This is a genomic window from Edwardsiella sp. EA181011, from assembly GCF_000800725.1.
In the GTDB taxonomy this organism is placed as follows: Bacteria; Pseudomonadota; Gammaproteobacteria; order Enterobacterales; family Enterobacteriaceae; genus Edwardsiella; species Edwardsiella anguillarum.
The window spans coordinates 3,506,402-3,519,148 of record NZ_CP011364.1; the positions used below are offsets into that span (position 1 = coordinate 3,506,402).

Annotated in this window: 10 protein-coding genes and 2 pseudogenes; 4 read left to right on the top strand and 8 right to left on the bottom strand. The window is 64.0% G+C overall.

What is annotated here, in order from left to right; all coding sequences use genetic code 11:
- Positions 1 to 4 precede the first annotated feature (4 nt).
- Positions 5 to 751 carry a molybdate ABC transporter substrate-binding protein gene (modA, locus tag QY76_RS18880; RefSeq protein WP_034163734.1) on the bottom strand — a complete coding sequence of 249 codons (747 nt, stop codon included), beginning with the start codon at positions 749 to 751 and terminating at the stop codon, positions 5 to 7.
- Positions 752 to 963: 212 nt separating this feature from the next.
- Complete coding sequence (locus QY76_RS15540; RefSeq protein WP_034163736.1) at positions 964 to 1,209, bottom strand: DinI-like family protein; 246 nt, start codon at positions 1,207 to 1,209, stop codon at positions 964 to 966.
- A gap of 457 nt (positions 1,210 to 1,666) precedes the next feature.
- Between QY76_RS15540 and QY76_RS15545 the strand changes: the two genes are divergently transcribed.
- Together QY76_RS15545 and QY76_RS15550 are read left to right on the top strand one after the other, a co-directional pair.
- A complete protein-coding gene (locus tag QY76_RS15545) occupies positions 1,667 to 2,386 on the top strand; it encodes an aspartate/glutamate racemase family protein (protein WP_045426257.1) in 720 nt (239 codons plus the stop codon).
- A 77-nt stretch (positions 2,387 to 2,463) separates the two neighbouring features.
- Positions 2,464 to 3,763 (top strand): annotated as a pseudogene (locus QY76_RS15550) (anaerobic C4-dicarboxylate transporter).
- Positions 3,764 to 3,800: 37 nt separating this feature from the next.
- Here QY76_RS15550 and hypT read toward each other — a convergent pair.
- Complete coding sequence (gene hypT / locus QY76_RS15555) at positions 3,801 to 4,727, bottom strand: hypochlorite stress DNA-binding transcriptional regulator HypT (protein ID WP_034163738.1); 927 nt, start codon at positions 4,725 to 4,727, stop codon at positions 3,801 to 3,803.
- Positions 4,728 to 4,922: 195 nt separating this feature from the next.
- On the opposite strand from hypT, the gene murQ reads away from it, so the two are divergent.
- Positions 4,923 to 5,831 carry an N-acetylmuramic acid 6-phosphate etherase gene (murQ, locus tag QY76_RS15560; protein WP_034172508.1) on the top strand — a complete coding sequence of 303 codons (909 nt, stop codon included), beginning with the start codon at positions 4,923 to 4,925 and terminating at the stop codon, positions 5,829 to 5,831.
- Between the two features lie 44 nt (positions 5,832 to 5,875).
- Here murQ and QY76_RS15565 read toward each other — a convergent pair whose 3' ends face one another.
- Positions 5,876 to 6,364, bottom strand: a complete 489-nt coding sequence (locus tag QY76_RS15565) for a hypothetical protein (RefSeq protein WP_034171768.1) — start codon at positions 6,362 to 6,364, stop codon at positions 5,876 to 5,878.
- 174 nt (positions 6,365 to 6,538) lie between these two features.
- Complete coding sequence (locus tag QY76_RS15570; RefSeq protein ID WP_034171769.1) at positions 6,539 to 7,192, bottom strand: oxygen-insensitive NAD(P)H-dependent nitroreductase NfsB; 654 nt, start codon at positions 7,190 to 7,192, stop codon at positions 6,539 to 6,541.
- Positions 7,193 to 7,410: 218 nt separating this feature from the next.
- Here QY76_RS15570 and QY76_RS15575 point away from each other — a divergent pair.
- A pseudogene (locus QY76_RS15575) lies at positions 7,411 to 8,129 on the top strand (helix-turn-helix transcriptional regulator).
- A gap of 22 nt (positions 8,130 to 8,151) precedes the next feature.
- Here the strand turns inward: QY76_RS15575 and QY76_RS15580 are convergent.
- The 3 genes from QY76_RS15580 to QY76_RS15590 all read right to left on the bottom strand — a co-directional run bounded on the left by QY76_RS15580 (position 8,152) and on the right by QY76_RS15590 (position 12,661).
- A complete protein-coding gene (locus QY76_RS15580) occupies positions 8,152 to 9,027 on the bottom strand; it encodes a [formate-C-acetyltransferase]-activating enzyme (protein WP_045426261.1) in 876 nt (291 codons plus the stop codon).
- Positions 8,993 to 11,290: a formate C-acetyltransferase gene (locus tag QY76_RS15585; RefSeq protein WP_045426264.1), complete on the bottom strand. Its 2,298-nt coding sequence runs from the start codon at positions 11,288 to 11,290 to the stop codon at positions 8,993 to 8,995. Before QY76_RS15585 ends, QY76_RS15580 begins: the two co-directional genes overlap by 35 nt.
- 207 nt (positions 11,291 to 11,497) lie before the next feature.
- Positions 11,498 to 12,661 (bottom strand): serine hydrolase, encoded by a 1,164-nt coding sequence (locus QY76_RS15590; RefSeq protein WP_034171772.1) that lies wholly within the window; start codon positions 12,659 to 12,661, stop codon positions 11,498 to 11,500.
- Positions 12,662 to 12,747 lie beyond the last annotated feature (86 nt).

The window sequence follows — 12,747 nt, forward strand, 5'->3', positions numbered from 1 at the left end:
GACGCTACTTCGCCAGCGGCAAATAGCCGCGATCGGTGAACGCGCGGATCCCCTGGGGCGAGGCGAAGTACTCCGCCAGCGCCCGAGCCGCCGGGGCCTGCTCGCTGCCCTGCAGCACCGCGATCGTCGCCACCTCCTGCGGCACACCGAGCGGCGTCGGCAGCAGGCGCAGCCGATCGCGGTGGCGCATGGCATCCGCCCGCCCGATCACCGCGGCATCCACGTCGCCGTTGAGCACATACAGCAGCAGCTGTTTAATCGTCGTCGCCTGAACCACCACCCTGCTGCGCAGCGCCTGACCGTATCCGCTGGCCTCCAGCAGCACATCGCCGCTGCGCCCCAGCGCAATGGCGTGCGGATCGCCCATCCCGATCCTCAGCGGGCTTTGCGCCAGCTGCGCCAGCGTCTCCACCTGAGCGCCGGTATCCCGCCGCACCACCATCACCGGCGTATGCAGCACCAGCGGCGCGGAGAAGGCTACCCTTCCCTGAGCGCGCAGGCGCTCGACATAGTCGGCCGAACCGGGTAGAAACAGATCGCCGGCGTGCGTCAAGTTAATGCGCGTCAGCAGCTGCCCCGATCCGCCGTACTCCACCGTCACCCGGTGGCCGCTCTGCTTCTCAAAGGCGCTGACCACTGCCTCTACCGGCTCCCGCAGGCCGGCGCCGGCGTACAGATGCAGCTCTGCCGCGGCGGCCAGTGCCCCCCAGCCCCACAGTAACGCCATCCCTAACCCCACACGCCATTTCATATTCACTCCGTCTTCCTCGGTCGATCCAATCGCTATATATATAAATATATTACGCTAGCCCGACAACGGCCAAAGGCGGGCAACGTGATCGCACTCGGGCTTTTTAGATGGGGACAGACGCGGGGGGACGGACGGGGCGGTGTGGCGGTGTGGCAAAGAGAGATTGAGGGCGGGGAGCGGTAGCGCCGCTCCCTACGAGATCACGCGGGCGATCAGCTGCGCCAGTGGCCGTGCTGCTGCACATCCTGCTGCAGCTCATGGAGCACGATACGCACTTCCTCATTATCGTGAAAGCCCTCTGCCGTAAACGTCGTTTCATCGCCGTCATGCACGATCAGCAGACTGCTCTCCGGGTAGACCTCTTTCACCCGCGCTCCCAGCTCTGCAACGTAGGCGTCATATTCCGTGGCAGAAAGGTGTGCAATGCTGGTATCAGCGATACTGATTTTAATATCCATGACAGACTCCTCACATTAAGGGCGGATGGTAAACGAACCGTCATGAGTGTAAGAGCTCACCTAAGACAATGCAACGCATTCATCCTGCTGAGCCATAAGCATTATTTTATGCCGATCTCCGCTATCGCGCCCGCCGCGGAGCACCGGGCGCAGCCCGGCTACGGCACTCGCGCAAGCGCCGCAAACTATGCACTATTTGCATATATCAAGCCTTTTTCGCATGACGCCGCTGTACCGCATTACGCAATAAAACCCTATCAAAACCGCATTGTAGTAGGTGATAGCCCACTATTACACCATCCATACCAAGCCATACTATGTGTAATTTGCATTGATACACGTTTTATTGCATTTCCACCGAAGGCGCTTCGCCGCCTAGCATTCTGTCAAGACGCCATGACGTGCCTCGGCACGCCCTGGCCGTGGACAGCGTACTCAGTCAACCGGGGGAAACAGCGTGAAAGGGTTAATTGGCGTATTGGGCGGCATGGGGCCAGCCGCCACCGTGGATATGTTCAATAAGTTCGTCACATTTACCAGCGCGAGCAGCGATCAACAGCATATTCCGCTGCTGATCTCCTCCATTCCAGATATTCCAGACAGAACCGCCGCGCTGATGCAGGAGGGCCATTCACCGCTGCCGGCGATGCGCGACTATTTACAGCGCCTGGAACAGGCCGGCGCCGAGTGCATCGTGATCCCCTGCAATACCGCCCACTTTTGGTTTGATGAGCTGCGCCAGTCCTGTCACGTCGAACTGCTCAACATCGTCGAGGCGACCCTGAACGAGGTGTGCGCCAGCGGTCAGCGCCACATCGGCCTGCTGGCCACCAACGCCACGCTGTATATGGGGCTGTATCAGCAGGCCATCGAGGCGCACGGCCTGCGCTGCATCGCCCCCGATCGCGAGGGGCAGGAGCAGGTCATGGAAAGCATCTACGCCCTCAAGGCCGGCGACGCCGAGCGTGCCCGCAGGCTCATGGAGCGGCAGGCCGACGCGCTGTTCGCCCGCGGCGTGCAGATCATCGTACTGGGCTGTACCGAGGTGCCGGTGATCCTGGCCGAGGCGCAAAGGGCGCAGCCAGAACGCTATATCGAATCGACGGGTGCGCTGGTGCGGGCCGGCATCCGCTGGTATGAAAAACGCGTCGGAAAAACCGACCTCCTGACGCAATAACCCGCACGGCGGCGGCCGCCGCCCCCTTTTCTTCACTATTGCTGCTAAACGGCATTGCACTGCCTCTGGAGGCCTTTATGGTATGGCTAGAAATCATCGTTGTTCTGGGCGCAATCTTCTTTGGGATCCGCATGGGGGGATCGGCATCGGCCTGTGCGGCGGGCTGGGGCTGGCCATTCTGACGCTGGGCCTTGGCCTGCCCATCGGCTCTGCGCCGGTAGACGTGATCCTGATTATCATGACCGTTGTCGTTGCCGCCTCTGCGCTGCAGGCCGCGGGGGGATGGACTATCTGGTGCGACTGGCTGGCACCTTCATGCGCCGTAATCCACGCTATATCAATATCATCGCACCTATCATCACCTGGTCCATGACCATTATGGCCGGTACCGGCTTCATCGTTTTCTCAACGCTGCCGGTCATTGCCGAGGTCGCTAAAGACTCCGGTATCCGGCCATCGCGCACCCTGGCCGGCTCCGTCGTCGCCTCGCAGATCGCCATCTCCGGCTCCCCGATCAGCGCCGCCATGGCCGCCATGCTGACCATCATGGAGGGCAACGGCGTCACCTTTATTCAGGTGATGGCGATCTGTCTGCCCGCCTCGTTTGTCGCCGCGATGGTCGCCGCGCTGATCGCCTCGCGCCAGGGGTGCGAACTGCAGGATGACGAGGTGTACCTGGCGCGTCTGCAGAAGGGGCTGGTCAGCAAATACCAGGAGAAGCAGAACGTCGATACGCCGCAGGCCAAGCGCTCCGTCGCCCTGTTTCTGCTGGCGACCGTCGCCATCGTGATCCTGGCGGCCTTCCCGCAGCTGCGTCCCGGCTTTGATATCGGCAAGCCGATGGGCACCCGCGATATCATCATCATCTGCATGCTCTCCTGCACCTGCCTGATGGTGCCGCTGTGTAAAACCAACGGCGATGCGATAGTGATGACGCCCACGTTTCGCTCCGGCATGAGCTCGCTGGCGGTGATCCTGGGGATCGTGACGCTGGGCACCACCTTCGTCGACGCCCATATGGATCAGATCAAGTTCATCGCCGGTGACGTCCTGCGCGCCTACCCGATGCTGCTGGCGCTGGTGCTGTTTCTAACCTGCGCGCTGCTCTATTCGCAGGGGGCCACCACGCCGCTGATCATTCCGCTGGCCATCGCGCTCGACGTCCCCGTCTGGGCCATACTGGCATCCTATGTCGCCGTCACCGGTGTCTTCGTGCTGCCGACCTATCCGACCTCGCTGGCGGCGATGGAGTTTGACACCACCGGCTCCACGCGGGTGGGTAAGTACATCGTCAACCACCCCTTTATGCTGCCGGGGCTGGGAGGGATCGTCGCGGGTGTCGCCTTCGGCTTCCTCATCGCCCCGCTGGTGGTCTGAGTACACCCCGCTGCGTCTGCTCCGCCCCAGGGCGGAGCTATTCCATCTCCCCCGCCCTGACGCTAAACAGCTCGCCCAGCAGCTGCCAGAAACGCTCCATGCTCTGGCTCATCCGAGTATCCAGGCGGTAGGCATAGGCATCGATCGGGATCAGCAGGGCCTGGCTATCGAGGGCGACCAGGCGCCCCTGCGCCAGCTCCTGACGGATGCCGTAGCCCGGCAGCCAGGCGATCCCCGAGCCATCCAGCGCCACCTGCTTGAGCAGCTCACTCATCGACGAGACGAAGACGGTACGAAAATTCAGCGACGTATCGCGCGCCAGCACCCGATTAACCTGCCGCCCCATGTAGGAGTTGGCGGTGTAATTCAGCAGCGGCGCATCGGCCTGATCCAGCCGGTACAGCGGCTGACCGTGCCGATCGGTGGCGCACACCGGAAACAGCTGAGAGGAGAAAAGATGAATGTGGGCAAACGGCGTCTGAAGCAGGTTATCGTCATGATAGGAAAAGATAAAGTCGCTCTTCCCCTCGCGCAGCGTATCGACGGCCCTGTCCACGTCGATGGCCTCGACCGTATAGCTAAACGGCGCCGGCATCCGCTTTACCAGCGAGGGCAGCAGCCCCAGCGACAGGGAGTGGGCCGCCGCGATCGCGATCCGCTGCTGGGCCGGATCTCCCCCCGAACGCAGCTCGGCCAGATTGCTCTCCAGCTGCTGCAGCAGGCTGCGCACCTGCGAATGAAAAATTTTTCCCTGCTCGGTCAGCTGCAACGGCGATATGCCGCGGTCGAACAGCACGACGCCGCAGGCCTGCTCCAACGATTGAATACGGCGGCTAAACGCGGACTGGGAGACATTGCGCCGCATGGCGGCCTGGGAAAAATTGCGACACCCCTCCAGCGTTAAAAAATCGTACAGCCATTTGGTTTCAATATTATGCCCCTGCCCATAGCCTACCCGCTCCATGCCCTTTCTCCGCCGCGATCGCGATTGCTCCGCCGCCGCGCCGCGCGCGCCGGCCCCGAAACCTGCGCTGATTATACCCCGGCGCGGCGCGTTATCATGTGCGATAACGCCGGTCTCTCCCAACGGTGCTATGCTGTGTCACCACGCGGCGCCGGCCGTCTGCGCCGCGCTACCCACAGCCAGAAAGAGGAGCCCATGAGCCTGAACCTTGACGCCATGATGACCGAACGCCGTAACCCGGCCAGCGCCGCCATCGATACCCTGTCCACCCTGGACATTCTGAACCTGATCAACGCCGAAGACAGTAAGGTCGCCCCGGCCATTGCCCGTATCCTGCCGCAGATCGCCCAGGCGGTGGATGCCGTCAGCGCCGCCTTTGCGCGTCAGGGACGACTGATCTACTGCGGCGCCGGCACCTCTGGGCGCCTGGGGATCCTGGACGCCAGCGAGTGTCCCCCCACCTTTGGCACCCCGGCAGGACAGGTGATCGGCGTGATCGCCGGCGGACAGCGGGCCATTCTGCAGGCGGTAGAGAATGCGGAAGACAACCCGCAGGCGGCGCAGGACGATCTGCAGCGCCTGGCGCTGTCGTCCCGCGACGTGGTGGTCGGTATCGCCGCCAGCGGACGCACCCCCTATGTCCTGGGCGCCCTGCGCTACGCCCGCGACCTCGGGGCGACCACCGTGGCGCTGAGCTGTAACCCAGACAGCCCGATGGCGCCGCTGGCCGATATCCTCCTGACGCCGATCGTCGGCCCCGAGGTGATTACCGGATCCTCGCGGATGAAGGCGGGAACGGCGCAGAAAATGATCCTGAACATGCTGAGCAGCGCGGCGATGATCCGCAGCGGAAAGGTCTATGGCAACCTGATGGTGGACGTAGAAGCGACCAACGCCAAGCTGGTCGAGCGCCAAATCCGCATTGTGATGGAGGCCGGGGAGTGCGATCGCGCCAGCGCCGTCGAGGCGCTGGAGCGCAGCCAGCGGCAGTGTAAAACCGCCATTGTGATGGTGCTGACCGGCCTGTCGGCCACCGAGGCGCAGGCGCTGCTCGACCGGCACCGGGGCTTTATCCGCCCGGCGCTGAATGAGCGCCCGGCCTGAGTCCACGCACGGCCGCGCCGCAGACGCCGGCGCGGACCAGAAGGCTACTGCAGCCAGGCGCGGATGATCCGCCCCAGCTCATCGATATCGCTATACAGATGATCGTTTCCGGCAACGCAGCGGCACTGCGCCGTCTCACCCACCAGCTGGGCCAACGCCTCATAGGATCCGAAGGGATCGGCCTCCTGCTGGATAATCAGCACCCGCTGGCGGGCGGTCAACGTCTGCAGCGCCCGGCGCTGCTCAGCGTTATACAGGGAGAGCGCCACGCCGATGAAGACGGTCTGACGCCCCTGCAGCGCCGGCGTCAGGACACAGGCCAGCGTACCGATAGATTTGGCCAGCAGCAGGTCGCACTGGCCGTGCGGCATATGCGTCAGCTCGGCCTGCAGATCGAACGCCGCCTGCGGCTGCCGCCAGGCGGCGAAACGGTGCACCTGCAGATCCAGCGCGGGCACGTGCAGCGCGTGTGCCACCTCGGCTATCCACTCCTGGGTTGCGGGCACCTTGCCCGGAATTGCGATCGCTTTCATTGCTCTTCCCCTTATCCAGTCAGACGCCCCGGCGGGACGCGATTCTCTCCGTTATAGCGCGATTGTCTGTCGCTGTCCTCCCGGCGGGGAAAATGTCTGACAAAAAGGCGCAGCGGCTAAAATGTCGCGTCGGGGCGACCGCCCCCACGGCGGCAGGGGCGAGGGAAAGGCGTCTCAGCACTCGGTCAGGATCTCTGACAGCGGCAGACGAGACTTGGGCAGCGCGGCGTTAAAGTCCTCTGCGCTGCGGTAGCCCAGCGCTACCAGCGCCACGCTGGTCAGCCCCTGCTGCGACAGGCCGAACTCGGCATCCAGCGCGGCGCTGTCAAACCCTTCGATCGGCACGGCGTCAATCTTCAGCGCCGCCAACCCCAGCAGAAAGTTACCCAGGTTAAGATAGACCTGCTTGGCCATCCACTGCCCGGCGTCCTGCAGCGTATCGCGGTGCAGGGCGGCAAAGTAGGCGCGCCCTGTATGCTGCGCCGCCATCGCCTGCGGCGTCGCAAAGCGGCCATCGTCCTGCTCCTGCTGCAGCAGATGCTGCAGATAGGCTTCATCTATCTCCGTTTTCGCGCAGAAGACCACGACGTGCGATGCCTCCAGCACCTTACGCCGGTTGAACTCATAGGTGCCCACCGTCGCGCTGGCAACGCGCGCCTTACCGGCATCGCTGCCCGCCAGAATAAAGTGCCACGGCTGGGAATTGGTGCTAGAGGGGCTCAAACGCAGCAGCGCCTTGACGCTGTCGAGATCGCCGTGGCTGATTTTCCGCTCGGCGTCAAACACCTTGGTTGAGTAGCGGGATAGCGCCGCTGAAATGATATCCATCGAGAGACTCCTGGTTGAACGAATGATGACCCCTCCGGCGCCCTGATCCGCCGCGGGAGGACATTCAGACTATCCTGTTTATTCCGCCGCCAGCAAGGACAATCCTGGCGGTCATCCCCCGTCGCGGCGGGCTTGCCTCCCCCTCTGGCGCAACGGATAATCGGAGAGGATCCGGCCGGCCTCCCCGCCCGCCGGCGTTTGCCCCATGGAGAAACCCGATGCCTCTGGAGATAGCCCCGGCGCTGAGCCGCCTGCTGGAGGATCGCCTGGCGCTGGGACAGATCCTGTTCGCCAGCGCCCTCTCCGCGCCCGCGCAGCCGCCGCGCCTGGAGATCGCTATCGCCGGGAACCTGCTGCGCCGCGCTGCTGACCCTGCTGTTTGCCAAGCAGCGGATCGTTCTGACCCTGTGGCAGTGGGATGGCACGCAGCTCCAGCGTCGGCAGCAGACCCAGATCGCCCGGCGCGGGCCGCGTACCGGCACCTTTCTACTGCAGGCGCTGAACGAGCAGGCCATGCAGCCCGCCGTCCAGACGACTGCGCGGCTGACCGTCTGCGCGCTGCTCAGCCACTGCACTGACCTGCTGGCGGGCCACCTGCGCGCCGCGCAGCCAGGCGCTGTTGAACGCCATTCGCGACTATATCGACGGCCACTACATGAACGCCCTGAGCCGCGACGCCGTCGCCCGGCGCGCGCCCAACTACCTCTCACAGCTGTTTCAGCGCGCCGACGGCGGCGGTTTTAATCACTATCTGAATCACGTTCGCCTTGAACAGGCCAAGACGCTGCTCAAGGAGTATGAGATGACCATCAAGGCGATCGCCCACGCCTGCGGCTACGACGACAGCAACGACTTTTGCCGCCTGTTCCGCCAGCGCACCGAACGTACGCCGAGCGAATATCGCCGCCAGTACCATAGCCAGAGAGACGCGCCATAGCGGCGGCTCGGCGCCGCACCGATTAGCCGCCAACCCTCACCCGATGGCCCGCCGCCTCGGCCATGCTCCGCAGCGGGGCGATCTGCTCCGGCGTCGGCGCCGGCGTCCCCTGCATCGCCCAGCGCTGGCCGAGCAGCCGGTACTTGCCTTCGCCGTAGCGGTGAAACGGCAGCAGGTGTAACTCGTCGATCCCCAGCGGCGCCAGCGCGTCGAGCGCCCGCCGCAGATTCTCCCGTGACAGGGTATAGCCGGGGATCAGCGGCAGCCGCGGGATCACCCGGATCCCACGCTGACGCAGCAGGCGCAGATTATCCAGCGCCCGCGGCAGATTCAGGCGCAGCAGCTGCGCCGAGCGCCCGGCATCCATGATCTTGAGATCGAACAGCACCTCATCGCACAGGCTGGCCAACGACAGCAGCCGCGAGGCGGGCCCATCCCCCGCCGTCTCCAGCGCGCAGCGCACGCCCAGCCGGCGCAGGCGCGTCAGAAAGCGGGTGGCGAAGGCCGCCTGCAGCAGCACCTCGCCGCCGGACAGCGTCACTCCGCCGCCGGAGCTGCGGAAAAAGACGGCGTCCTTCATCACCTCCGCCTCCAGCTGCGCCAGGGTCACGATCCGGCCAATACGCTCCATGGCGCCAGAGGGGCACTCATCGGCGTCGTTCAGGCAGGGGGTACAGCGCAGGCACCGCTGCTCGCGGCGCACCGTCTGCGGCGCGGGGGAGAGCGACTCAGGATTGGCGCACCACGGACAGCGGTGCGGACAGCCTTTAAAAAAGACCACGCTGCGGATCCCGCGCCCGTCGTTCAGCGAATAGCGCTGCACGTTAAAGATGCACGCCGTCTCCCCGGCGGCGCGGGCCGTCTCACAGCGGGTGGGCGGTACGGCGGATAATGTCATCCTGGATCTCCCGCGACAGCTCAACAAAAAAGGCGCTGTAGCCCGCGACGCGCACCACCAGCCCGGCGTACGCCTGCGGGCGCCGCTGCGCCGCGCGCAGGGTCTCGGCGCTGACCACGTTAAACTGGATATGCTGCAGCTTCAGTTTGCTGAAGGCATGTAGGAAATCGGCCAGCTTATTCAGTCCCGCCTCGCCCTCCAGCGTCGCCGGGGTAAACTTCACGTTCAGCAGCGTGCCGTTGGAGAGCAGGTAGTTATCCAGTTTACTGACCGACTTCAGCACCGCCGTCGGCCCCTGACTGTCCTGACCGAGCATCGGTGACAGGCCGCCGTCGGCCAGCTGCTCGCCGGCCAGCCGGCCATCCGGCGTCGCCCCGACCACCGCCCCCAGGGGAATATGCGCCGAGACGGTGTAGGAGCCGGGCGTAAACTGTCCGCCACGCGGATTACGGTATTTCTCCACCTCTTTACAGTAAAAACGCAGCAGATCGGCGCTGATATCGTCCACGCGATCGATATCGTTTCCGTACTTCTCGAAGCGGTTGATCAGCCGGGCGCGGATCTGCGCGCCGTCGGGCGTCACGAAGTTGGCCTTCAGCTGCGCCAGCAGCTGATCAAAGCTGAGGCGCCGCTGCTCAAACACCATGCCGCGCAGGGCGTGCAGCGAATCGCCCAGGTTGGCGATACCGATCCCCTGCACCCCGGAAAAATTGTAGCGGGCGCCGCCGTCGGTGATATCGCGTCCCTTGTCGAGACAGTCGCTGATAAAAGCGGAGAGCAGCGGCACCGGCGCCCAGTCGCGGTGACCGATATCACAGATATTGCTGCCCTCGACCATCAGCCGAATATAGTGGCGGATCCGCTCGCGGATCTGCGCCAGCAAATCCGCGTAGCTCAGGGCGGCGTTACCCTCGTTATCCAGCAGCACCAGCTCCATCACCTTGAGCAGATTAAACATGGCGATATCGTGCAGCCCGTAGGTCTTGCCAGGAATGGACAGCTCGACGCACCCGACCACCGCATAGTCCCGGGCATCCTCCAGCGACACACCGCGGTTGAGGAAGGCCGGAACCACCACCTCGTCGTTGAAGATCTGCGGAATACCGGTGCCCAGACGAATGGTTTCGGCACTCTTTAGCAAAAACGCCCGATCGATCAGCTCGTTGATCCGCACCCCGAGGTTGGGCTGCGGCAGACAAACCTCCTGGTACGCCGCCAGGCAGGCGAAGGAGAGCGGATTGACCGCGCTGCGCCCGGTGGCGCTCAGGCCGCCCAGCAGGGCGGTATAGCCGGTCGGGAAGCCGGCAAAATAGCGCGCGCTGCCGCTGGAGCGCAGCAGCACCACATCGTTACACTTCACCCACAGCGCCGCCAGCAGCGTCTGCAGCTGCGAGGCACTCTCGCCCTGCGCCAGGGAGGCCTGATAAAACGGCAGCATATACTGATCAAACCGCCCCAGGGACAGCGAGCTGGCGTTGGACTCATACTGCAGGATCACGTTGAAGTACCAGAACAGCTGGCAGGCCTGGCGGAAATCCTGCGGCGCCTCGTGGACATTATGACGCGATATCGCCGCAATCTGCAGCAGCTCCGCGCGCCGCGCCGCGTCGCGACACGCGGCGGCCATCACCTCGGCCAGCGTCGCATAGCGCAGAATATGGCGCTGCGCCGCCCGCATCACCAGCAGCGCGGCCCGGTAAAAGTCGCTGTGCGGCGCCCGACGGCAATCCGCATCCAGGCGGGCGATCAGCGCCGACAGGCCGTGCTGCAGCAGGTGCGGGTAGTCAATAATGATATGCCCCTGCCCTTTATCGGTCTGGTTGATGCTAAAGATCTGACTGGCGGCGGCGCGCTGTACCGCCTCCGTCATCTGCGCGTTGATAAAGTCCTTCATTGAGCGCCCCGCCCAGTAAGGGTAGAGCGTCTCGCGGTACAGGCGTTTATCCTGCTCGTCGATCTCAAAGCGATCCTGCGGCCGCTGGGAAAAGGTCTCCAGCTCCTCCAGCAGCCAGTAGGGGTCCATCTCCGGGGAGACGATGCCGGCGCGCGGCTGCACGGTACGGTTGCCGGCCACGATCTCATCCTCGCGGATGGCGATCGCCACGTTATCCAGAATATGGGCGGTCGCCAGGGCACGGCGCACGATCACCGGCTCCCCCTCCGTCTGCCGGTGGCTGTCGGTATACAGCAGCGCCCGCTCCAGAGAGATGGCCCGGGGCTGGGCGAACAGCGCGGCCTTTAAACGCGAGATACGGTTTGGCATAGCGATCTCCTTGCAGACGGATGCAGATACGGTACGCCCGCGGGTGCGGGCAATCTGCGCTCACAATAGGCAATCGGCGCGCGCGCCGACAGGAGAGAAAAGCCTCATTTACTGGATTTTTGTATGCTGCTGGTAAAAATGGGATCTGCCTCAACTATTGGCGACAATGACCGCCGCGCAGACAGCGTGGGTCTGGGCTACGCCCCTTCAGCCGATCTTAATCGCGATATAGTCCTCCAGGCGGGAGAACCACCCGGCCTCGGCGACGGGGGTCAGCGTTCGCAGCGCATAGCTGCCGATCTTCTTGCCGCCGTACAGGTAGTCCACCTGCCCGACCACCTCGCCCTTCGCCAGCGGCGCCTTCAGATAGTCATGGCTTAGGGTGTACTCCACCTTCACGTCGCGCAGCTCGCCCTTCGGCAGGGTGTAGTAAATATCCTGTGGGTTGCCCAGCGCCACGGTCTGCTGCTGGCCATAGCGCACCTGCTGACGGGTCACCGCTTTATCGCTGGCCGCCAGCTGCACGGTTTCAAAGTTACGATCGCCCCACAGCAGCAGTTTCTTTGCCTGCTCCTCTCGCCCCCGGCTGCTGTCGGCCCCCATCACCACGGCGATCAGACGCTGACCGCGCGCGTCAACGCTGGTGGCCACCAGATTGAAGCCGGCGCTGGCGGTATGGCCGGTCTTCATCCCGTCCACGTGCAGATCCTGATCCCACAGCAGCCCGTTACGGTTGTTCTGGGTCACCCCGTTCCAGCTCAGGCTCTTTTCCGCATAAAAATGGTAGTAGGGCTGCTCATGGGTAATGATGGCGCGGGCCAACAGCGCCAGATCGCGCGCGCTGCTGTACTGCCCGGGCGCATCCAGACCGTGCACCGTTTCAAAGTGGGTATTCTGCAGGTGCAGCGCATTGACATAGGCGTTCATCTGACGGACAAAATCGGCCTGATCCCCGCTGACATAGTCAGACAGGGCAACGCAGGCGTCGTTGCCGGAGTCAATGATGATCCCGCGGATCAGATCGCTGACCGTCGCGTGATCCCCCGGCTTGAGGAACATCAGCGACGATCCCTTAAACAGCGGATTACGGGTCGCCCAGGCGTCATCGCCGATCGATACGCGATCGTTGAGCCCGATTCGCCCCTGATCCAGCGCCCGCTCCACCACGTAGTTGGTCATCAGCTTGGTCAGGCTGGCCGGGTTACGCCGGGCATCCGGGTTCCCGGCGGCCAGGATCTGTCCGGTCTGGGCGTCCATCAGTACCCAGGAGGCGGCATCGATATGGGGCGGCACCAGAGGAAAGGCCATCTGTGCCTGGGCGGCACCGGCAAGCAGTAAGAGGGCCAGCGGGATTTTGGCAACTGTATTCAAAGCGTTTCCTCATTCAGATATCGTCGTTACGCGCGGGCATATGCCATGCCGCGCCGCCCGCCCGCGCAGAGGGGGGAGGGCGCGGC